This is a genomic window from Kitasatospora sp. NPDC127035 (genome assembly GCF_042726075.1).
Taxonomy (GTDB): domain Bacteria; phylum Actinomycetota; class Actinomycetes; order Streptomycetales; family Streptomycetaceae; genus Kitasatospora.
Genome location: NZ_JBHXDN010000016.1, coordinates 48,930 through 70,589, shown reverse-complemented (window position 1 = coordinate 70,589; position 21,660 = coordinate 48,930). Strand labels below are relative to the sequence as shown.

The window sequence follows — 21,660 nt, the reverse complement described above, 5'->3', positions numbered from 1 at the left end:
TGTTCTGGGTTGGTCGGGCCCTTGCGTCGCCGATGGGCTGACGGGAAGTCAGTTGTCGACTTTTACGGTCAGCCATCGAAGAGGAGCTGTCAATGCGGAGATCGCACCGGGTCGGTGGGCTCCGTGTCGACTGCCGGTGCGGACCCCGCCGCACCGGCTGACGGAGGCCGCGCGGCGGAGCGCGACCCCCGCCGCGGACGGGCGGCGCCGGTGTGCGGCTCCCCCGGGGCTGGGTCGAGCGCGCCGGACCCCCGCGCCGCCGCGCCCTCGGCCCGTTCCGGGCGCCCCTGCCGGTGGGCGGGGTCAGGTCGGGGTCAGGCGGCGTCCTCGGGGTACCAGCGGAGTTCGACGGTGTTGCCGTCCGGGTCCTGCACGTACACGGACGTGGCGGTGCCGCGTGCGCCGTAGCGGGGGACGGGGCCTTCGAGGACGGTGAAGGTGCCGGCGTCGATGACCTCCTGCCAGTCCAGCGGTTCGACGGTCAGGCAGATGTGGTCGACGTTGGACTCGCCCCGGGGGCGGCTGATCAGGTCGATGATGGTCTCGGGGGTGATCCGGATCGACGGGAAGGGGGCCTCGCCGGCCCGCCACTCGTCGACGCGGACGGGCGCCAGGCCGAGCAGCCCGCCGTAGAACTCCAGCGAGCGCTCGATGTCGCGGACGTTGAGCACGAGGTGGTCGAAGGCCTTGACGCGGAGGGCGGTCACGGTGGCTCCAGTCGGGGAGAGGCGGTGGCGGTTCGTGTCCTCTACGATCCGCCGGGCGGCCGTCGCCATCAAGGCGGGATCGGCCAAGGATCGTTGAGCCGGGCTAAACGCCGGGGAGGGACGGGGCCGGTGCTGGAACGGTTGGAGGTCGAGATCTTCCTGGCGCTCGCCGAGGAACTGCACTTCGGGCGGACGGCGGAGCGGCTGCTGCTCACCACGGGGCGGGTCAGCCAGGTGGTGCGGCAGCTCGAACGGCGGCTCGGCGGGCCGCTGTTCGAGCGGACCAGCCGGACGGTGCGGATCACGCCGGTGGGGCGGCGGCTCGCGGACGACCTGGCGCCGCTGGTGGCGGGGATGGACGAGGCGGTCCGGCGGGCGGTGGACGCGAACCGGGGCGTCACCGGCGAGCTGCGGGTCGCCTTCCTCGGGGAGGGGACGGCGCCGGTGCTGCTGAAGGCGGTGGCGCTGTTCGCCGAGCGGCACCCGGACTGCCGGGTGGACGTCCGCGAGGCCCAGCTGGCGAACACCCGGTCCAGCCTGCTGGACGGCTCCGTGGACGTCCTGATCGCGTCCTACCCGTTCGACGGGATGGCCTGCGGGCCGGTGCTGATGACCGAGCGCCGGGTGCTGGCCGTGGCGGCCGGCCACCCGCTGGCGGAGCGGGAGTCGGTGTCGCTGGAGGTCCTCGCGGACCACCCGGTGGTGCAGTACCCGGCGGTGACCTCGGTGGCGTTCAAGCGGGACCGCACGCCGGACCGTACGCCGTCGGGGCGGCCGGTGCCGAAGGGGCCGGCCGGCGGGACCTTCTCCGAGATGCTCACCCTGGTCGCCCTCGGCCGGGGCGTGCTGCCGGTCGGCGAGCACTCCCGACGGTACTACCCGCGCCCGGATCTCGCCTACGTGCCGATCCACGACGCGCCGCCGATCGAACGCGGGCCGGTCTGGTCGGAGGGCAACACCACGGCGCGGGTGCGGGAGTTCGTCCGGGCGGCGGCGGACGCCGCGGCAGCGGGTGACTGACCGGGTGGCTCCGGCGGCCCGGGCGGTCCCGGCGGACCGGGCGGTGCAGGCGGTTCAGGCGGCGAGGGCGGTGGACGGCCGCCGGGCGGGGCCGGCGGCGCGGCGCCGGTAGTAGTGCACGGTCAGTACGGCGAGCAGCGGTCCCCAGAGGCCGAGCGGGAGGTAGGAGGCCCAGAAGAGGACGGTCTGGTAGCCGTGGGTGACGAGGCCGGTGGGCTCGCCGGTGAGTCCCCGCCCGAAGGCGCCCATCACCAGGGAGTACGGGAGGGCCATCAGCGCGGCGGCGCCGAGAGCGGCCGGGATCACCGCGGCGAGGGTCGGGACGGGGCGCCCGCCGAGGAACGGCATCCGGCGCGGCCACCGCTCGCCCCACTCGCTGACCAGCCCGAGGGCGAGGAACGCCAGCGCCTCGCTGACCGCGCTGAGCACGATCACGTACCACCACAGGGTCCCGGAGTCCGGGTCCGCCCCGGCGGACGGCTCCAGCAGCGGTGCGCCGAAGGTGAAGGCGGCGATCCGCCAGAGACCCGCGGGCAGCGCGGTCAGGCTGGTGACGTACGCGGTCCGCACGGCCCAGCGCGGTACTCCGGGCGCCGTCCGGCCGTGCAGCTTCTCCAGCATGGCGTGCGCGCTCATCGGTACCCCTCCGGTTCGGCGGGCGCTGGTCGGCCCGGCCGGTTCCGACGATTCCAGCGAGGGGTGGCCGGAGGCGTCGTCGCGGCGGGCGGACCGTCTCCCCCCGCCGGGGGAGGTCCGTCGCGGGCCCTCCTCCGGTCGGGCCGCACCGCACCGGGCCGCACCGCACCGGGCCGGCCGGGCCGGACCCCGGACGGACGCCGCCCCGGGAGCCGGCGGACCTCAGACCTCGTCGGGGCCGGTGAGGGCGCGCGAGGTGAGCCCGTTGCCTCCGGGGGCGCCGTCCGGCCCGCCGGCCCGGGCGGCGGCGGCCAGGTACGAGGGCAGGGCCCGTTCGCGCAGCGCGCGCTGCCAGTCGCGCCGGGCGTCGGCGAGTTCGGCGGCGAGGTCAGGGTCGGCGCCGGCCGGGACGGGTGCGGCGGAGCCGTCCCGCAGGGCGGTGAGGATCAGTCCGACGATGCCCACGGCCATCGCGGCCACCCCGGTGGCGAGCGCCAGCCACCCCGCGGTGAGCAGGGAGCGGCCCAGGGCGAGGTCCGGGTCGGCGGCCCGGAGGCCGTAGCCGAGCAGGAGCAGCACCAGCGCGGCGGCCCAGGCGAGGATCGGGGTGAGCACGGTGAGCACCGGGAGGAGTCCGGCACCGCCGTCGGACGAGCTCAGCTGGGCGAGCAGGCCGGGCGCGGTGGCTTCGCCGGACGGGCCGACCGGCCCGTCGGGGCGCGGTGTGCTGCGCAGGTTCTCGCGCAGCCGCAGGTAGTGCTCGTACTCGGTGGCCGCGGGCGCGGCGGCGGTGTCGGCGTCGTGCAGTGCGCGGTCGCGCAGTCGGTCGGTGGTGGGCGCGCCGGGCGCGCGGAGGACGGTGAGGACGGTGTCGTCGCGCAGTGCTTCGTCCAGGAGGCGCTCGAAGTCCGGGCGGTCCTCGGCGAGCAGGTGCGGGGCGTCGTTCATGGGGACCCCGTTCATGCAGAACCCCGTTCGCTCCGCCTCGTGGGCGTGGGGGCGGGGCACGGGAGACGGGCCGCCACACGGGCGGCCGGGCGTGGTGTGTCCCTGATGGTAGGGGCGGGTGGGGCCGGATCGACAGTGGCTTTCCGGAATTTCGCGCCCCGGCCGCGCGGGCGCGACCGCCCGGGCGCCGGGAACGCCTGTTCGGTTGACGCCGCGTCAAACGGCAGGGACCGGACCGTGAACGGTCCGGTCCCTGCTGCCGGGTGCCCGGCCGGACGTCAGATGGGCAGCCGTGCGACGAGCAGGCGGCCGTCCATGGTGACGCCGCCGTCCATGGCGACGGCGAGGTCGTCCGCGTAGACGTACGGGCCGGGGATGTGCGGCGGCATGCCGTCGTCCGAGTGGACCGCGCCGGTGAGGTACGGGATCGGGCTGTGCCCGTGCACGACGCGCGCGCCGCCGTAGGAGGCCAGCAGTTCGCGGACGGCCGTCGGGCCGGCGTCGCCGCGGAAGGCGAACCGCTTGGTGAACCGCCGGAAGCAGTCCCACCACTCGTCGACGCCCTCGTCGGCGAGCAGGTCGTGGACGGCGTCGTTGACCTCGGCGATGGACTCGCCGTACTCCAGGTACGCGGTGGTGTCGGAGTGCAGCAGCAGGTGGTCGTCCTCCAGCGCGATCGCGGGCAGCCGGGAGAGCCAGCTGATGTGGTGCGTCTCCAGCCGTTCCAGGTCGTGCTGCTGGCCGCCGTTGAGCCGCCAGGCGGCGAGGAAGGAGGCGGTGCCGGCGGTGGACTGGACGGGCTCGTCGCCGTACCTGGCCGCGCCGAGGAAGAGCAGCTCGTGATTGCCCATCAGCGCGCGGCAGTAGCCGCCGGCGGCGGCGGCCTCGGCGGCGAGCTGCATGACGAGGTCGATGACGCCGATGCCGTCCGGGCCGCGGTCGGTGAAGTCGCCGAGGAACCAGATCCGGGAGCGTCCGGCGGACCAGTGGCCGTCGGCGTCGACCAGTCCCTGGTGGCGCAGGGCGGCGAGGAGTTCGTCGAGGTAGCCGTGGACGTCACCGACGACGTAGAGCGGGCCGGGCGGCTCGCCGGGGCCGGGGGCCGGGTAGGGGTGGTAGGGCAGGCCGGGTTCGGCGAGCGGGGGGCCGAGTTCGATGGTCGGCGGGTCGTCGCTCTGCCGTTCCCGCTGCTCGGGGTGGCCCTGGTGGCCGCCGTTGCCGCCGTGGGCGGTCGCGGGGTGGTCGGACAGGGCCGGCGGCTCGTAGCCCTGGTGCCCGCCGTGGCCGCCGTGGCCGTCCCCGGCCCCGTGGCTGTCCCCGGCCCCGGGGCCGTGTTCGGTCCCGGGGACCGGCCAGTGTTGTTCGAGGTAGCGGGCGCCGCCGTAGCCGCTGTACGTCTCGGCCTCGTACGGGGCCTCGGAGTAGCCGCTGGCGGGCTCTGGTTCGTAATAGGTGCCGTATGGCAGCACGTCGAGGTCCGGCTGGTGGCGGGGGCCTGAGTCCGGGTGTTCAGGCCCGGGGAAGCGGTCCTCGGGTGTCATTCGCCCATCATAGGAAGACCACTCTCCCGGCGTCGTCACCTGGTGGGTATCCAATCCTCCGGAGCGTCAGCCGGGCGGTCCGTCAGGTCCGTTTTGTCCCGACTGGGCATGGTCTAGACCGCGACCCCGAGGGGGCGCCGTCCCGGGGTCACACCTCGCCCGGCAAGCGGGGCGGGCTGACCGTGGTGCGCGGGCTCCGTCGTTGCGAGGAGGCGCGGACGATGAGCTCGGTGGGCATCAGGGTGCCGGGCGGCGGGCCGGTGCCGGCGGTGCGGAAACGGGGCGGGAAGAGCCGGGCGATGTCGACGCCGGTGCCGGAGTCCACTCCTTCGATGGCGTCGATGAGCAGGTTCACCACGGTGGTGCCGATCCGGCGCGGCTTGAGCGAGAGCGTGGTGATCGGCGGCTCGGTGGTGGCGTAGACGTCGCTCTCGCTGCAGCAGACCAGGAGCAGGTCGTCCGGCACCCGCAGGCCGTACCGGCGGGCTGCGGCGAGCAGGTCGGTGCCGTTGGGGTCGAAGAGGCCGTAGACGGCGTCGGGGCGGTCGGGGCGGGCGAGCAGCCGGTCGGCGGCGACGGCGCCGGCGGCCGGGTCGTGCGCGGGGTAGGTCTCGTAGACCGGCTCCTGGCCGACCTTGGCGCACCAGCCGAGGTAGGCCTCGGTGGAGAGCCGGGTGTAGGTGTCGGTGCTGGTCCCGGTGAGCAGGCCGATCCGGCGGGCGCCGGCCTCGGAGAGGTGGTCGAGGATGCCGAGCACGGCGGCCTCGTGGTCGTTGTCGACCCAGGCGGTGACCGGGCAGTTGCCGGGCTTGCCGTCGCTGACCACCGGGACGCCGGACCGGTACAGCTCGCTGACCAGCGGGTCCTGGTCCGGCGGGTCGATCACCACGGTGCCGTCGAGCGCGATGTTGCCCCAGACGTCGTGCCGGGAGGACGCGGGCAGCACCACCAGCGCGTAGCCACGGCCGAGGGCCGCGCTGGTGGCGGCCCGGGCCATCTCGGCGAAGTAGGCGAATTCGGTGAAGGTGAACGGCTCTTCGCCGTAGGTGGTGACGGTCAGCCCGATCAGGCCGGACCGTCCGGTGCGCAGGGTTCGGGCGGCCGCCGAGGGGCGGTAGCCGAGGCGCTCGGCGACTTCGCGCACCCGGCTTCTGGTCTCGTCGGGCAGGCGGCCCTTCCCGTTCAGCGCGTCGGAGACGGTGGTGATCGACACTCCGGCGGCTGCTGCCACATCCCGGATGCCGGCCCGCTCAAGACGCCGTGAGGTGGTGGGCCGCCGACCGCTCTGGTTGGCTGCTGCTGTCATGGCGGACCGATCGTATGGCTCCTGACAAGGGTCTGTGACCGGCGCATCGGGAGCCCTCGGAGATACGTTTCTCCACGAGTGAGCCGGTGCGCGCCCCTTCGATACCCGCACGAAACCAGCCGTCTTACCTCTGACATGTGCCATAGGAACCCGACAGAATGGCTGATCTGCGCCGGTAACCCGACCGGGCATCTCACTCCTACGGGTGAGCGCTGTCGGTATCGTTCAAGGCACCCGACCGGGGTGGACCGGGTGCGTTCCGACTTCCCGGGCACGGCGGCGATCCCGACCGTGGCGGGCGAACGCAGCGGATACAACGAAGGAGAACGACCGTGACCGCAGCACAGGGCCCCCGCCTCAGGCCGACCCTGGACGGCATCCCCACCTACAAGCCCGGCAAGCCCGCCGGCGCCGACGCCTACAAGCTGTCCTCCAACGAGAACCCGTACGAGCCGCTGCCCGGCGTGCTGGAGGCCGCGGTCACCGCCGCCGGCAAGCTCAACCGGTACCCGGACATGGCCGTCACCGAGCTGACCGCCGAGCTGGCGAAGCACTTCGGCGTCCCGGCCGAGCACATCGCCACCGGCACCGGCTCGGTCGGCGTCGCCCAGTCGCTGATCCTCTCGACCGCCGGCCCCGGCGACGAGGTGATGTTCGCCTGGCGCTCCTTCGAGGCCTACCCGATCATCACCCAGGTCGCCGGCGCGACCCCGGTGCCGGTGCCGCTGACCGAGGGCGGTGACCACGACCTCGACGCGATGCTCGCCGCCGTCACCGAGCGGACCCGGCTGATCTTCGTCTGCAACCCGAACAACCCGACCGGCAACGTGATCCACCGCGCCGAGCTGGAGCGCTTCCTGGACGCGGTCCCGGCCGAGATACTGATCGTCATCGACGAGGCGTACATCGAGTTCATCCGCGACCCCGAGGTGCCCAACGGCATCGACCTCTACCGGGACCGCCCCAACGTCTGCGTGCTGCGCACCTTCTCCAAGGCGTACGGCCTGGCCGGCCTGCGGGTCGGCTTCGCCATCGCGCACGAGCCGGTCGCCAACGCGCTGCGCAAGACCGCGGTGCCGTTCGGCGTCACCCAGCTCTCCCAGGACGCGGCCGTCGCCTCGCTGCGCGCCGAGGACGCCCTGATGGTCCGGGTGGAGGCGCTGGTCGAGGAGCGGAACCGGGTGGTCGCCGGGCTGCGCGCCCAGGGCTGGGAGATCCCGGACTCGCAGGCCAACTTCGTCTGGCTGGCGCTCGGCGAGCGCTCGCAGGACTTCGCGGCCGCGTGCGCCGAGGCCGGCGTGATCGTCCGGCCGTTCCCGGAGGGCGTGCGGATCTCGATCGGCGAGGTCGAGGGCAACTCGATCTTCCTCGCGGTGGCGGAGGCGTTCCGCAAGGAGCTCTGACCGTCCGGTCCGCGGCGGTGGCCCCGGGAGCCGGGTCCGGCAGCAGCTGCCGGACCCGGCTCCTCCCGTTCCGGCCCCGCTCCGCCCTCCCGGCGCGCCGCGTCGGCCGGGAGGACCCCGGGAGGACCCCCGGGAGGATCGGGAGAGGCTGTGGATGGCTGGGAGGCTGCTGGGAGATCGGTCAACGACCGGTGCGACGGCGGCCAAGCCGGGTGCCCGGGCCGGGTGGGCCGTGCGGGATTGCCCCGGTTCGGCCGGTCAGCGTTCTCCCAGCCGGCGTACAGGACGACCCAAGAGCGCCCCGGGAAGCTGTCCGCCATGAAGGTGTTCCCGCGACGGCGAGGTGCCGTCCTCGTCAACTCCGCGCTCGGCGTGGCCCTGCTCGGTGCGGCCGCCCTGGCGTACACCACGTTGGACGACGGCGCCGCCCGGCAGACCGCCAAGGCCCCGGTCCGCACGGCGACCGTGACCAGGGGCACCGTCCTGGCCACGGTGTCCGGAACCGGCACCCTGGCGTCGCCGACCGACGCGGCCCAGGACTTCGCCACCGGTGGCCGGCTCACCGCCGTCAGCGTCGCGGTCGGCGACACGGTGACCAAGGGCCAGGTGTTGGCGACGGTCGACACCACCGCGGCCCAGCAGCAGGTGGACGCCGCGCAGTCGGCGCTGACCACGGCCGACGCCAACCTGACCAAGGCCCGGGCGGGCGTCACCACGACGACCGTCCAGCAGTTGCCGGTGAAGGCCGCCGCCGCGGGGTCCGGTTCGTCCGCGGGTTCGGCGGGCGGCGGTTCGGCGGGCGGCGGAGCGGGCGGCCGAGGGGCGGGCGGGAGCAGCGCGTCCGCCCCGCAGGCCGACCCGTCCGCGCAGGCCAGTCCGTCCGCGCAGGCCGCCGTCCAGGCGCCGCAGGCCGCCGTGCCGGAGCCGCAGACCACGACGATCAGCACCACCAAGGTCGACGCGGCGGCCGTCGCCCAGGCCGAGCAGCAGCTCGCCACCGCCCGGACCAACCTGGCCAACGCCCAGGCGGCCCTGGCCGGGACGACGCTCACCGCCTCGGTGGACGGCACGGTCGCCTCCGTCTCGGCGAAGGCCGGCGACACCGTCGGTGCGACCGGCAGCGGCTCCACCGCCGCCAAGTCCGCCTCCTCCGGCACCAGCGCGCCCAGCGGCTTCATCGTGCTGACCAACCCGACCGGGATGCAGGTCACCGCCAACTTCTCCGAGTTGGACTCGCTGAAGCTGAAGAAGGGCGAGGCGGCCACCGTCACGCTGAACGCGCAGTCCGACACCAAGCTCGGCGCCACCGTGCTGGCGGTCAGCCCGCTGCCGGTGAGCGGCAGCGGCGGGGGCTCGGCCGCCGTCCAGTACGCGGCGACGCTCGGGATCACCGGGGACACCAGCAAGCTGCGCACCGGTCTCAGCGCGACCGTCTCGGTGGTCACCGGCGAGGCGGCCGACGCGCTCTCGCTGCCCACGGCGGCCCTGTCCGGCACCGGCGCCGACCGGACGGCCACCCTGGTCCACCCCGACGGCGCCACCGAGCGGATCACCGTGGGCGTGGGCGTCGAGGGTGACACCACCGTGCAGGTGGTCTCCGGGCTGAGCGAGGGCGACCAGGTCGAGCTGGCCTCGACCAGCGGGTCGAACGGGTTCCCCAACGGCTCCTTCCCGGGCGCCGGCGGGGGTCAGGGCGGCCGGAACGGAGCCGGAGCCGGTGCGGGTGCGGGTGCGGGGGGCGCCGGTGCGGGTGTGGCCGGAGTCGGCGGCGCTGCGGGCGGCGCGGGCACCGGCCGGGGCGGTGGCCGCTGATGGCGCGCGGGACCCTCCCGGCCCGGACGGGCACGGCTCCGCCGGTCATCCGGATCCGCCGGCTCACCAAGTCCTACGGCCACGGCGACGCGACCGTGCACGCCCTGCGGGGCCCGGACGACCCGGCCACCGGCGCGCCCCAGGGCGTCGACCTCGACATCGAGCAGGGTGACTTCGTCGCGGTGATGGGCAGCTCGGGATCCGGCAAGTCCACGCTGATGAACATCCTCGGCTGCCTCGACGTGCCCACCTCCGGCCACTACCTGCTGGACGGCACCGACGTCGGTCACCTGGACGAGCGGCAGCTCTCGCTGGTCCGCAACCGCAAGATCGGCTTCATCTTCCAGTCCTTCAACCTCGTCCCCCGCACCACCGCCCTGGCCCAGGTCGAGCTCCCGCTCGCCTACGCGGGCGTCCGGGCCGCCGAGCGGCGCCGCCGGGCTCTCGCGGCGCTCTCACTGGTCGGCCTGGCCGAGCGCGCCGGGCACCGGCCCAACGAGCTCTCCGGCGGTCAGCAGCAGCGCGTGGCCGTGGCCCGGGCGCTGGTCACCGCACCCGCGATGCTGCTCGCCGACGAGCCCACCGGCAACCTGGACAGCCGCTCGACCGGCGAGGTGCTCGCGATCATCGACGGCCTCAACGCCACCGGCCGCACGATCGTCCTGATCACCCACGAGGACGAGGTCGCGCGGCACGCCAAGCGGGTGATCCGGCTGGTGGACGGCGCGGTCGTCGCCGACGTCCGGCAGGCCCCGGCGGACGGGCCGCCGCCCGCCCTGCGCCGGGCGGAGGTGTCCGCGTGATCGTCTGGCAGATGCTCCGCTTCGCCGTCGGCGGTCTCGCCGCCAACAAGGTGCGCTCCGCCCTCACCGTGCTGGGCGTGCTGATCGGCGTCGCCGCGGTGATCCTGCTGCTCGCCGTGGGCAACGGGTCCTCGGTCGCGGTCAAGGAGTCGATCACCTCGCTCGGCACCAACGCGCTGACCGTCACGTCCGGGGCGTCCTCCGGCGGGCAGCGGGCCGCCGCCGGGGCCAAGAAGCTCACGGTCGCCGACGCCAGGGCACTGGCGACCGACGCGGACGCGCAGGCGGTCAAGTCCGTCGCCCCCGTGGTGACGGCCTCCGGCACCGCCCTGTACGGCGACATCTCGTACAGCCCCGGGTCGATCGTCGGCACCTACCCCGCGTACTTCGAGACCGCCAACCAGAGGATCGCGCACGGCGAGTACTTCACCCCGGACGACGTCCTCAACTCCCGCAAGGTCGCGGTGCTCGGGTCGACCACCGCCCGGCAGCTCTTCGCCGCCGCCGACCCGGTCGGGAAGACGGTCACCGTCGGGGGAACGCCGCTCACGGTGGTCGGCGTGCTCCGGGCCAAGGGCGGCTCCGGCTTCACCGACCCGGACGACGTGCTGATCGCCCCGCTGCCGACGGTGCAGAACGCGTTCACCGGCTTCGGCGCCGTCAACCAGATCCTGGTGCAGGCGAGTTCGGCGGAGTCCACCACCGCGGCGCAGGCCGAGATCACCCGCGTCCTGCTCGGCACCCACGCGATCGCCGACCCGAGCAGGGCGGACTTCCGGATCAGCAGCCAGGCCTCGCTGCTCACCGCCCGCGAGTCCACCACCAGGACCTTCACGGTCCTGCTCGGCGCGGTCGCGGCGATCTCGCTGCTGGTCGGCGGCATCGGCATCACCAACATCATGCTGGTCACCGTCACCGAGCGGACCAGGGAGATCGGCATCCGCAAGGCGCTCGGCGCCCCGCGCGGGGTGATCCTCGGGCAGTTCCTCACCGAGGCGACCCTGCTGTCGGTGATCGGCGCCGGGCTCGGGGTGCTGGTCGGGATCGCCGGCTCGCACGTCAGGATCGTCGGCATCGAGCCGGTGGTGATCCCCGAGTCGGTGCTCGGAGCGTTCGGCATCGCCGTCGCCATCGGCCTGTTCTTCGGCAGCTACCCCGCCAACCGGGCCGCCTCGCTGCGCCCCATCGACGCCCTCCGCCACGAGTGACCAAGGACCGCTGACCATGAGCCACGAGATCGAGCCGCGCACCCCCGCCGAGCAGGTCACCCTGCTCGCCACCCCGCCGGACGCCCGGGACGTCTCCGCGGAGCTGGCCGCACCGCCACGCCGCCGGCTGCCCTGGGTGACGCTCGTCCTCGCCGGGGCGGTGATCGCCACGGCCGCGTTCGCCGGTGGCGCCTGGTACCAGCGGGACCACGGCTCCGAGGGCTCCGGGCGGACGGCCGCCTCCGGCGGGCAGCAGCCCCGGGCGGCGGCGAGCGGCTTCGGGGCCAACGGCAACCGCAGGAACGGCCAGGGCGGTCAGGGTGGTCAGGGCGGCCAGGGCGGCCAGGGAACGGGGGCCGGTCAGGGCGGTCAGGGCGGCTTCACCCGGGGCACCGTCAAGGCCGTGGACGGCACCACCGTCTACCTGACCGACGCCAACGGCAACACCGTGAAGGTGACCACGGGCGACACCACCAAGGTCCAGCTCAACAAGGAGGGCAAGGTCGCCGACCTCCAGCCCGGGCAGAGCGTCACCGTGGTCGGCACCCCGGCCGCCGACGGCGGCTACGCCGCGACCCAGCTGGTCCAGGGCGCCACCGGTTTCGGGGCGGGCGGCTTCGCCGGTGCCGGTGCCGTACCCGGTGCCGGAGCCGGAGCCGGCACCAGGAACCCGTCCGGGGGCTGAACCCGGCCCGGCAACCCCGGACGACGACCCCGCGCGGCCCGGCCGAAACCTCCCCGGGGGGCCGGGCCGCGCGGCTCCCGGACCGCCCGCCCCCGGGCCGTTCGCTCCCGGCCCGGGGGCCTCCCGGACCCGTGCGCACACCATCCAGGCCGACCCTGTGGGCCCGGCCGCCTAAAACCGCCCGATAAGGTGTTAATCCAACATTCATCGATGGCTCATACCCTCCCCGGGCTAGCCTCGATCCGAATGTCATCGTCCGACCGGGAGGCGGAACCCCCGTGCAAGGCACTGTGTCCACAGCAGGAACCCCGGCGGTGAACGGCGGCGGTCCTGGGGAGGCCTTCCTCCTGGTCGTCGACGACGAACCGAACATCCGCGAGCTGCTCTCCGCCTCGCTCCGCTTCTCGGGCTTCCGGGTCGCCTCCGCCGCCAGCGGCGCCGAGGCGCTCGAACTGATCGCGGCCGAGCGGCCCGACCTGGTCGTCCTCGACGTGATGCTCCCCGACCTCGACGGCTTCACCGTCGTCGAACGGCTCCGCGAGCAGACCAGCCGCGGCCTCATAGCCGGGCCCGTCCACGGCCATCCCGGCGACCACCTGCCGGTGCTGTTCCTCACGGCCAAGGACGGGGTCGGTGACAAGGTCCAGGGCCTGGCCGTCGGCGCCGACGACTACGTCACCAAGCCGTTCAGCCTGGAGGAGCTGATCGCCCGGATCCGCGCGATCCTGCGCCGCTCCGGCGGACCGGCCGAGGACGGCCGGCTGATCGTCGCCGACCTGACCCTCGACCCGGTCGCCCACGAGGTCACCCGCGGCGGCGCCCCCGTCGCGCTCTCCCCGACCGAGTTCAAGCTGCTGCACTACCTGATGGCCAACGTCGGCCGGGTGGTCTCCAAGGCTCAGATCCTCGACCACGTGTGGGCCTACGACTTCGGCGGCGACCTCTCCATCGTCGAGTCGTACATCTCCTACCTGCGCCGCAAGCTCGACTCGGGCCCGGCCCACGGCCCCAAGCTGATCCACACCGTGCGCGGCATCGGCTACGCGCTGCGCCGTCCGCCGCAGGCCTGATCGCCCCGCCCCCGTATGCGCCGCCTGCTGCTCTCGCTGCCCGCCCTGCTCCGCCGTCCGTCCCGGACGCTCGGCCGGCTGTCGCTGCGCGCCCGCCTGCTGGTCCTCGTGCTCGTCCTGGTCACCACCGGCCTGGTGGTCAGCGACGCCGTGGTCCTCGGCACGGTGCGGGTCCAGCTGGTCCAGCGGCTCGACGAGCAGCTGCAGCGGTTCGGCGAACCGCTCGCGCACCGCGCCCCGTCCCGGGTGAACTGGCAGGAGAACAAGCAGCAGTCGCCCTCCCCCGGCGCCAAGCGCGCCGCCCCGCAGTACCTGGCCGCGCTGCCCAGCCAGTACCTGGTCCAGTACCTCTCGGCGGACGGCAAGGTGCAGCTGGTCGTCCGCCAGCCCGTCTCCGAGAACGACCCGGCACCGCAGCTGGCCGGCCTCGAACCGGCCGCCACCGACCCCGACACCCCCTTCGACCTGCCCGACCAGCGCGGCCGGCGCACCTGGCGGGCACTGGTCCTGCCGCTCCAGCGCCCGCCGGCCCAGCCCAGCATGTTCGCCGCCCCCGCGCCCACCCCCGCCTACCTGATGGTCGCCGTCTCCCGCGAGGACATCGACGGCACCGTCGCCCGGCTGCACACCGCCTTCGTCGGCATCGGCGGCGCGGTGCTCGTCCTGATCGCCGCGCTCGGCTTCTTCGCCGTCCGGGCCGGGCTGCGTCCGCTGAGCCGGATCGAGGAGGGCGCCGAGCGGATCGCCGCCGGGGAGCTCTCCCACCGGATGCCCGAGTTCGACCCGCGGACGGAGGTCGGCCGGCTGTCCGTCGCGCTCAACGGCATGCTCACCCAGATCGAGGCCGCGTTCGCCGCCCGGGCCGAGTCCGAGGCCCGGATGCGGCGGTTCGTCGCCGACGCCTCGCACGAGCTGCGCACCCCGCTGGCCGGGATCCGCGGCTTCGCCGAGCTCTACCGGATGGGCGCGCTCCCCACCGAGGCCGACGTCAAGCGCACCATGGGGCGGATCGAGAACGAGGCCGTCCGGATGGGCACGCTGGTCGAGGACCTGCTGGTGCTGGCCCGGCTCGACGAGGAGCGCCCGCTCGACCTCGCCCCCATGGACCTGCGCACCCTCGCCGCGGACGCCCTGCACGACCTCACCGCCCTCGACCCGTCCCGCCCGGTCGCGCTCACCGGCCCCGCCGGCACCGGCGCGCCCGGACCCGCGCCCGTGCTCGGCGACGAGGCCCGGCTCCGCCAGGTGGTCACCAACCTGGTCGGCAACGCCGTCAAGCACACCCCGCCCGGCACCCCGGTACGGATCGGCGTCGGCACCGACGGCGGTCTCTGCCTGCTGGAGGTCGCCGACTCCGGGCCCGGTCTCACCGCGGACCAGGCGGCCCTGGTGTTCCACCGCTTCTACCGGGTGGACGCCTCCCGCAGCCGCCCCGACAAGCGCGGCGGGGCCGGTCTCGGCCTCGCCATCGCGACGGCCCTCACCCACGCCCACGGCGGCACCCTCACCCTCCACACCGCCCCGGGCGCCGGCGCCACCTTCCGCCTGGAACTTCCCCACCAGCGCTGAAACCCCCCGATCGGGTGAACCTCGATCGTCCACGCCGCCACCCCGCCGGTCGCGTGCGACCGTACGGCTGCGGCTTGTGCGGGATCGTGCGGGCTGATGACACTGGACGGGAATGAGGGGTGTCTCAATGTTCGCGCTCGTAGCCGAGGAGACCGTCGTGGACCTGGACCAGGCGTTGTGGCAGGTGTGGAGGGCCATGGATGTTCCCGAGGGCTTCCACGCGGAGATCATTGAGGGAGCCATCCAGATGTCACCCGCGGGCGGGGCCCGGCACATGACGGTCAACCGGCGGATCCTGCTCGCGTTGCACGACCATCTGCGGGGTACCGGGTGGGCTCCGGGGAACGACGGCAACGTCATCAGCGGTCTCAAGGTCACGATCCCCGATGTCTACGTCGCGCCCGACGACCTGGAGGAGATCGTGCACCCCGAGGGTCTGGGGATTCTGGCGTCGGGCGTCGCTCTGATGGTCGAGACCGTTTCGCCCGGTCACACGAATCGCCAGCGCGACCGGGTCCTCAAGCTTCGTGCCTACGCCACCGCCGGCATCCCGGTGTACGTGATCGTCGACGACTTCGACGACGGCGGCGCCGTCACCGTCCTCACCGGCCCCGATCCCGGGCGCGGCGCCTACGCCTGCTCGGTGCGGACCCCGTACGGGGAGGGCGCGGTGATCCCCGAGGGGCCGGCGAAGGGCTTCGTGATCGGGCCGGACGTCACCGGGGCGCGTCGGGGGTGAGCGGCTCGTCGAGGAGTCCCTGGGCGAGCAGGCCGGCCTGGAAGCGGGAGGTGGCGCCGAGGGACGTCATCAGGTCGGCGACCCGGCGGCGGTAAGTGCGCAGCGAGACGCCGAGCAGGCGGGCGCCGGTCTCGTCGGTGTGGCCGGCGGCGAGGGCGCGCAGGATGCGGCGGGCCTGTTCGGTCAGCGGGGGCGGGGCGGCGGTGCAGTCGGCGAGGTCGGTGGCCGTCTCCCAGGTGGCGCGGAAGAGGGAGCGCACGCCGTCGACGACCTCCGGGGTGTTCACCACGGTGTACGTGCGGACGCCGCGGACGGGGGCTCCGGCCAGGATCGCGGTGCGCCGGTCGATGATGATCGCCTCGCGGGTGAGCGGGCCGTCGGAGATCCGGACCTCGATGCCGGAGGCGGCGATCCGCAGCAGCCGCCGGTGCGACTCGGGATCGGCGAGGGCACGCCGGGTGTAGAGCTTGCGCATGGTGAGGCCGGGGACGACGTGCGGCCGCTTGCCCTCGCGGAAGGCCGCGTTGACGCCGGCCGACCAGGTCATCAGATCGGCGGCGGCGACCAGGAACTCCTCGTGCGAGGCGACGAAGAGGTGGCCGGCCCGTCGGACGAGTTCGCTCTCGCCGTGCAGGGTGATGATCCGATCGGTGCTCATGGCAGCAACCTGCCAGATCGGAGGGCGGCCCCGCGAGCCCGCCCGAGGCTTGGTGCCATGACGACCACACCCGATGTCTCCGCGGCCGGCACCTTCCACCTCGGCGGCGACCTGCCGGTGTCCCGGATGGGATTCGGCGCGATGAAGCTGCCCTCCCACGACTGGGACGGCCCCGCCTGCGACCCCGGGCAGAGCCGCGAGGTGCTGCGCCGGGCGGTCGAGCTCGGCATCGACCACATCGACACCGCCTGGTTCTACTTCCACCGGGACGTCTCCGCCAACGGTCTGATCCGGCAGGCCCTGCACCCGTACCGGGACGACCTGGTGATCGCCACCAAGGTCGGACCGGGCCGCGACCCGGAGGGGAACTGGCTCCTCCCGGCCGACCGGGAGGGCCTGCGCGCGGCCGTCCACCGCAACCTGCGGGAGCTCGGCGTGGACCGGCTGGACCTCGTCTACCTGCGCCGGATGCCCAGTCAGTCCTCGATCGCGGAGCCCTTCGCGGCCCTGGCCGAGCTGCGGGCGGAGGGCCTGATCCGGCACCTCGGCGTCAGCAACGTCGACGCCGCCCAGCTCGCCGAGGCGGAGGCGCTCGCGCCGGTGGTCGCCGTGCAGAACAAGTTCAGCGTGCTGGAGCACACCGAGGCGGGCGACCGGCTGTTGGCCGACTGCGAGGCGAAGGGCATCGCGTTCGTCCCCTTCTACCCGCTCGGTGGCACCGGGGTGCCCGACCACCCGGCCCTGCGCCGGGTCGCGGAGCGCCACGGCGCCACCCGGGCCCAGGTGATGGTGGCCTGGCTGCTCGCCCTCTCACCGGTGATCCTCGCGATCCCGGGCACCTCCTCGCCGGCCCACCTGGTGGAGAACATCGCCGCCGCGGGGCTGCACCTGGACGCCGCGGACCTCGCGGAGCTGGGGGCGCTCGCCGCGGAGCCCGTCGCGAGGACGTGAGCGGGGCCCGGGGCGAGGTCTCCCGGGGGCCGGCAGAGCGCCAGCCGGTAGGACGATCCGACTAATCCTGTGCGCGTTTCCCCGACGGACCGCCGGGAATGCCGCCCCCGGCACGGGAAGGCCCAGCAGCCCCTTGGAGAGTCCTGATGGCGTCGAAACCCCCCACCAGCCCGGCGGCCGGTCCAGCGGTCTCGTTCCGGCGCGACCTCGGCGAGTGGCGGATCGGGCTCGTCGCCTGGCGGCTGCTGGTGCTGCAGGCCTCCCACCCGGTCGTCGGGGCCGGGATGGCCGAGCACTCCACCTACCGGGGCCACCCGTGGCGCCGGATCGAACACACCCTCGGCAGCGGGCGCCGCCTGTTCCAGGCGGACGAGGAGCAGCTGTGGCGGGAGGTGCAGCGCCTCGACCGGGCGCACCGGCGGATCCGCGGGACGGGCGGGGACGGTCGCCCGTACGACGCCCACGACCCCGGCACCCGGGCCTGGGTGCTCCTCACCCTCTTCGAATCCGTCGTCACCATGCGGGAGTTGGGCGGAGACCCGTACAGCGGAGATGAACTCGAAGAGCTGTACCGGGAGTTCAGGGATGTCGTGGGCGTTTTCGGGCTGCCCGACGGCGCGTTGCCGCCGACCGCCGCCGACCTTCCGGCCTACCTGGTCCGGACGGCGGCCGAGGAGCTGGAGTTCACGGACGCGGCGCGGCACCTGCTGTACGAGATGCTGCACGAGGCCCCCTGCCCGCGCCGGCTGCGGTTCCTCGGGCCGGTCGGCTGGCGGCTGCTGCGGGCGGTGGTCGGGCGGCTGGTCACCGAGCTGACCGTCGCCGACCTCCCGCCGGTCTACCGGGAGCGGTTCGGGCTGGTCCGCACGCGCCGCGCGGCCCTCCTCTCCCGGCTGCTGCACCGCGGCGGGCGCGTCCTGATGACCGGGCTGCCCGACCGCTACCGCTACCGCTCCGCCGCCGGACGGCCGCCCGCCGCGCCCCGGCGGCCGTCCGGCCGGGACACCCGGCCGCCCCGGTTGGACCGCTTCTTCCGCGAGGTCCTCGACCAGACCGGCGACGGCCACCTCACCGTGCGCGACCTGCAGGCCATGGCGCACAACGTCTGCTGGCAGCTGGAACTCTCCGAGGACGGCGAGGCGCGCGTGTACACCGCCTTCGAGGTCTGGTGGGAGCAGCTGCGCGCGACCATGGACGCCGACGGCGACGGCCGGATCAGCCGGGCCGAGTTCGTCGCCGCGACCCTGGCCGGGTGCGACCGGGACCCGGCCTACCTGGAGGGCGGGCTGCTCCCCGCGCTGCGGGCCGTGCTGGCCGCCGCCGACACCGACCAGGACGGGCGGCTGGACTTCGCCGAGTACCGCGTGCTGTTCGGCAGCCGGCGCGTTCACCCGGCCGAACTGTCGCACGGGTTCCGCCAGTTGGACACCGACGGCGACGGTGTCATCACGGCGGACGAGTTCCTCCGTGCGTTCGTCGACTACTTCACCGCCCGGGCCCCCTCCGCCCCCGGCACCCAGCTGCTCGGCCGGGCCTAGCCGGTCCCGCCGCGCAGGCCCGGCGGCACGCCCCCGCGCGGAGCGGCGCCTCCCCGGGATTGCGTCGTTCCGTACGGTCCGGACGTTGTCAATGTGCCGGATCGTCCAGGAAGCCACCTCCACCCGCCCGGCCGCTCGTTGTGGCCGGGCGGTCGGCTTCGCAGACTGTGCGCACGGCATCGCCGCCGGTCAGTGGCGGGCCTCACGCACCCCGCCCACCAATCACTCGTAAGGATGATGGATACTGATGCTTGTGAACGTGTTCACGTTCACAAGCGGACAAGCATGCGCGGTTGGGCAGCGGTCTACAGCTATAGATGAAGTTTGTCCGAAATGTGACCTCGACAGGTCGGTTGGAGAGAGGGCGACGTGGAACTGGCAATCGCTCACGAAACCATTGCGCGATGGCAATTCGGCATCACCACCGTCTACCACTTCCTCTTCGTCCCGCTCACCATCAGCCTCGCCGCCATCGTGGCGGGGCTGGAGACCGCCTGGGTGCGGACGGACAAGGAGAAGTACTTCCACGCCACCAAGTTCTGGGGCAAGCTCTTCCTGATCAACATCGCGATGGGCGTGGTCACCGGCATCGTCCAGGAGTTCCAGTTCGGCATGAACTGGTCCGACTACTCCCGCTTCGTGGGTGACGTGTTCGGCGCCCCGCTCGCGATGGAGGCGCTGATCGCCTTCTTCTTCGAGTCGACCTTCATCGGGCTCTGGATCTTCGGCTGGGACAAGCTGCCGAGGAAGCTGCACTGCGCCTGCATGTGGATGGTGTCGCTCGGCACCGTGCTCTCCGCCTACTTCATCCTGGCGGCCAACTCCTGGATGCAGCACCCGGTGGGCTACACGGTCGACCCGGTCACCGGGAAGGCCCAGCTCACCGACATCGTCCGGGTGCTCTTCCAGGACACCACCGTCACCGTCGTGCTGCACACCCTGACCGCTGCCTTCCTCACCGGCGCGGCGTTCATGGTCGGCATCGCCTCGTTCCACCTCTGGAAGGCCAAGCGCAAGCCGGAGACCGCGGACGTCAAGAAGGTCGCGGTGATGCGGACCTCGCTGCGGCTCGGCCTCGTCCTCGCGGTGGTCTTCGGTCTGGGCACCGCACTCAGCGGCGACTCGCTCGCCAAGGTGATGTTCCGCCAGCAGCCGATGAAGATGGCCGCCGCCGAGGCGCTCTGGGACGCCCAGGCCCCCGCGCCGTTCTCGATCTTCGCGGTCGGCGACGTCGGCAAGGGCCACAACTCGGTGGAGCTGGAGATCCCCGGGATACTGTCCTTCCTCGCCAACAGCGACTTCAGCTCCTCCGTCCCCGGCATCAACGACACCGCCAACGCCGAGGCGGCCAAGTACGGCGGCGACCCGAAGGACTACATCCCGAGCATCTTCGTCACCTACTGGGGCTTCCGCCTCATGATCGGCTTCGGGATGACCTCCTTCGTGGCGGGGGTGATCGGGCTCTGGACCACCCGGCGGAAGTGGCTCCTGGCCCCGGAGTTCCGCACCGGGGACACCGAGGTGCCGCGGCTGATGCTCACCCCGAAGCGCGAGCTCGGTCCGTCCCTCACCAAGTGGAGCTGGCGGATCGGCATCCTCACCATGGGATTCCCGCTGATCGCCAACAGCTTCGGCTGGATCTTCACCGAGATGGGCCGTCAGCCCTGGGCGGTCTTCGGGCTGATGACGACCGCCAGCGCGGTCTCGCCGAACGTCGGCATCGGCACCCAGATCGGCGCGCTGGCCACCTTCACCACGCTCTACGCGATCCTCGCCGTCGTCGAGGTGCGGCTGCTCGTCAAGTACGCGAAGGCCGGCCCGGTGACCTCCGAGCAGCCGCCCACCGAGGACCCGTCGCTGCGGGGGCCGTCCTCGGACGACGACGCCGACAAGCCGCTCGCCTTCGCCTACTGACGCCCCGGCAGCTGCACCGGCCGGCCCCGGGCAGCACCGCGGGCCGACCGCGGGCCGACCGCGAGCCACCGCGGACCACCGAGGACCACTGAGGACTACTGAGGATCGATAGGACCGATTGACCATGGAACTCCACGACGTCTGGTTCGTCCTGATCGCCGTCCTCTGGGTCGGCTACTTCTTCCTGGAGGGCTTCGACTTCGGCATCGGCATCCTCACCAAGCCGCTCGCCCGCAACACCGCCGAGCGGCGGGTGCTGATCAACACCATCGGCCCGGTCTGGGACGGCAACGAGGTCTGGCTGCTGACCGCCGGCGGCGCGACCTTCGCGGCCTTCCCGGACTGGTACGCGACGCTGTTCAGCGGCTTCTACATCCCGCTGCTGCTGATCCTGGTCTGCCTGATCGTCCGCGGCGTGGCCTTCGAGTACCGGGCCAAGCGGCCGGAGCCGCGCTGGCAGCGGAACTGGGAGGAGGCGATCTTCTGGACCTCGCTGATCCCCGCCTTCCTGTGGGGCGTCGCCTTCGCCAACATCGTCCACGGCGTCGACATCGACGCGCAGAAGAACTACGTCGGCACCTTCTGGGACCTCCTCAACCCGTACGCGCTGCTCGGCGGGCTGGTCACGCTCAGCCTGTTCACCTTCCACGGCGCGGTGTTCGCCGCGCTGAAGACGGTCGGCGAGATCCGCGACCGGGCGCGGGCCATGGCGCTCGGGATCGGCCTGACGGCGGCGGCGCTCGCCGCGGTCTTCCTGATCTGGACCCAGGCCGACAGCGGCAACGGCTGGAGCCTCGCCGCCCTGGTGGTCGCCGTGCTCGCCCTGGTCGGTGCGCTGGTCGCCAACCAGCTGGGCCGCGAGGGCTGGGCCTTCGTCCTCTCCGGGGCGACCGTCGTGGCCGCGGTCGCGATGCTCTTCCTCTCGCTCTTCCCGGACGTCATGCCGTCCACCCTGAACGAGAGCTGGAGCCTGACCGTGACCAACGCCGCCTCCTCGGCCTACACGCTCAAGCTGATGACCGTGGTGGCCGCCGTCTTCACCCCGCTCGTGCTGCTCTACCAGGGCTGGACGTACTGGGTGTTCCGCAAGCGGATCGGCGTCCAGCACATCCCCGGGCACGACCCGGCCGCCGCGCTCGACCAGGTCTGACG

General features: G+C 73.4%; 19 protein-coding genes. 13 read left to right on the top strand and 6 right to left on the bottom strand.

Annotated elements, in window-relative coordinates; translation table 11 throughout:
• Nucleotides 1-314 precede the first annotated feature (314 nt).
• On the bottom strand, nt 315-707 hold the full coding sequence (locus tag ACFWIC_RS14055) for a VOC family protein (protein ID WP_329884739.1): 393 nt from the start codon (nt 705-707) through the stop codon (nt 315-317).
• A 129-nt stretch (nt 708-836) separates the two neighbouring features.
• Between ACFWIC_RS14055 and ACFWIC_RS14050 the strand changes: the two genes are divergently transcribed.
• On the top strand, nt 837-1,727 hold the full coding sequence (locus ACFWIC_RS14050; protein ID WP_329949647.1) for a LysR family transcriptional regulator: 891 nt from the start codon (nt 837-839) through the stop codon (nt 1,725-1,727).
• 54 nt (nt 1,728-1,781) lie between these two features.
• On the opposite strand, the gene ACFWIC_RS14045 is transcribed toward ACFWIC_RS14050, so the two are convergent.
• The 4 genes from ACFWIC_RS14045 to ACFWIC_RS14030 all read right to left on the bottom strand — a co-directional run bounded on the left by ACFWIC_RS14045 (nt 1,782) and on the right by ACFWIC_RS14030 (nt 6,158).
• Nucleotides 1,782-2,363, bottom strand: coding sequence for a hypothetical protein (locus ACFWIC_RS14045; RefSeq protein WP_329949648.1), 582 nt, complete (start codon nt 2,361-2,363; stop codon nt 1,782-1,784).
• Nucleotides 2,364-2,585: 222 nt separating this feature from the next.
• Nucleotides 2,586-3,326 (bottom strand): hypothetical protein, encoded by a 741-nt coding sequence (locus tag ACFWIC_RS14040; RefSeq protein WP_380518432.1) that lies wholly within the window; start codon nt 3,324-3,326, stop codon nt 2,586-2,588.
• A 263-nt stretch (nt 3,327-3,589) separates the two neighbouring features.
• Nucleotides 3,590-4,852 (bottom strand): metallophosphoesterase, encoded by a 1,263-nt coding sequence (locus tag ACFWIC_RS14035; protein WP_329949649.1) that lies wholly within the window; start codon nt 4,850-4,852, stop codon nt 3,590-3,592.
• Nucleotides 4,853-5,000: 148 nt separating this feature from the next.
• Nucleotides 5,001-6,158, bottom strand: a complete 1,158-nt coding sequence (locus ACFWIC_RS14030) for a LacI family DNA-binding transcriptional regulator (protein ID WP_329884734.1) — start codon at nt 6,156-6,158, stop codon at nt 5,001-5,003.
• Nucleotides 6,159-6,490: 332 nt separating this feature from the next.
• Between ACFWIC_RS14030 and hisC the strand changes: the two genes are divergently transcribed.
• The 8 genes from hisC to ACFWIC_RS13990 all read left to right on the top strand — a co-directional run bounded on the left by hisC (nt 6,491) and on the right by ACFWIC_RS13990 (nt 15,447).
• Nucleotides 6,491-7,561: a histidinol-phosphate transaminase gene (gene hisC, locus ACFWIC_RS14025; protein ID WP_329949650.1), complete on the top strand. Its 1,071-nt coding sequence runs from the start codon at nt 6,491-6,493 to the stop codon at nt 7,559-7,561.
• Between the two features lie 318 nt (nt 7,562-7,879).
• Nucleotides 7,880-9,373, top strand: a complete 1,494-nt coding sequence (locus ACFWIC_RS14020; protein WP_380518428.1) for an efflux RND transporter periplasmic adaptor subunit — start codon at nt 7,880-7,882, stop codon at nt 9,371-9,373.
• Complete coding sequence (locus ACFWIC_RS14015) at nt 9,373-10,176, top strand: ABC transporter ATP-binding protein (RefSeq protein WP_329949652.1); 804 nt, start codon at nt 9,373-9,375, stop codon at nt 10,174-10,176. Before ACFWIC_RS14020 ends, ACFWIC_RS14015 begins: the two co-directional genes overlap by 1 nt.
• A complete protein-coding gene (locus ACFWIC_RS14010) occupies nt 10,173-11,384 on the top strand; it encodes an ABC transporter permease (protein ID WP_355398894.1) in 1,212 nt (403 codons plus the stop codon). Before ACFWIC_RS14015 ends, ACFWIC_RS14010 begins: the two co-directional genes overlap by 4 nt.
• 16 nt (nt 11,385-11,400) lie before the next feature.
• Complete coding sequence (locus ACFWIC_RS14005) at nt 11,401-12,069, top strand: hypothetical protein (RefSeq protein WP_380518425.1); 669 nt, start codon at nt 11,401-11,403, stop codon at nt 12,067-12,069.
• Nucleotides 12,070-12,359: 290 nt separating this feature from the next.
• On the top strand, nt 12,360-13,139 hold the full coding sequence (locus ACFWIC_RS14000; protein WP_329884728.1) for a response regulator transcription factor: 780 nt from the start codon (nt 12,360-12,362) through the stop codon (nt 13,137-13,139).
• A 15-nt stretch (nt 13,140-13,154) separates the two neighbouring features.
• Nucleotides 13,155-14,708: a HAMP domain-containing sensor histidine kinase gene (locus tag ACFWIC_RS13995; RefSeq protein WP_329884727.1), complete on the top strand. Its 1,554-nt coding sequence runs from the start codon at nt 13,155-13,157 to the stop codon at nt 14,706-14,708.
• Nucleotides 14,709-14,835: 127 nt separating this feature from the next.
• Complete coding sequence (locus ACFWIC_RS13990) at nt 14,836-15,447, top strand: Uma2 family endonuclease (RefSeq protein ID WP_329949655.1); 612 nt, start codon at nt 14,836-14,838, stop codon at nt 15,445-15,447.
• On the opposite strand, the gene ACFWIC_RS13985 is transcribed toward ACFWIC_RS13990, so the two are convergent.
• Nucleotides 15,425-16,105, bottom strand: a complete 681-nt coding sequence (locus ACFWIC_RS13985; protein ID WP_380518421.1) for a DNA-binding response regulator — start codon at nt 16,103-16,105, stop codon at nt 15,425-15,427. The genes ACFWIC_RS13990 and ACFWIC_RS13985 overlap by 23 nt on opposite strands.
• Nucleotides 16,106-16,162: 57 nt before the next feature.
• Between ACFWIC_RS13985 and ACFWIC_RS13980 the strand changes: the two genes are divergently transcribed.
• The 4 genes from ACFWIC_RS13980 (at nt 16,163) to cydB (ending at nt 21,658) form a co-directional block, all read left to right on the top strand.
• Nucleotides 16,163-17,056 carry an oxidoreductase gene (locus ACFWIC_RS13980; protein WP_329949657.1) on the top strand — a complete coding sequence of 298 codons (894 nt, stop codon included), beginning with the start codon at nt 16,163-16,165 and terminating at the stop codon, nt 17,054-17,056.
• A 146-nt stretch (nt 17,057-17,202) separates the two neighbouring features.
• Nucleotides 17,203-18,594 carry an oxygenase MpaB family protein gene (locus tag ACFWIC_RS13975; protein ID WP_380360765.1) on the top strand — a complete coding sequence of 464 codons (1,392 nt, stop codon included), beginning with the start codon at nt 17,203-17,205 and terminating at the stop codon, nt 18,592-18,594.
• A 369-nt stretch (nt 18,595-18,963) separates the two neighbouring features.
• A complete protein-coding gene (locus tag ACFWIC_RS13970) occupies nt 18,964-20,508 on the top strand; it encodes a cytochrome ubiquinol oxidase subunit I (RefSeq protein WP_329949659.1) in 1,545 nt (514 codons plus the stop codon).
• A gap of 124 nt (nt 20,509-20,632) precedes the next feature.
• Nucleotides 20,633-21,658: a cytochrome d ubiquinol oxidase subunit II gene (cydB, locus tag ACFWIC_RS13965; RefSeq protein ID WP_380518416.1), complete on the top strand. Its 1,026-nt coding sequence runs from the start codon at nt 20,633-20,635 to the stop codon at nt 21,656-21,658.
• The last annotated feature ends 2 nt before the right edge of the window (nt 21,659-21,660 follow it).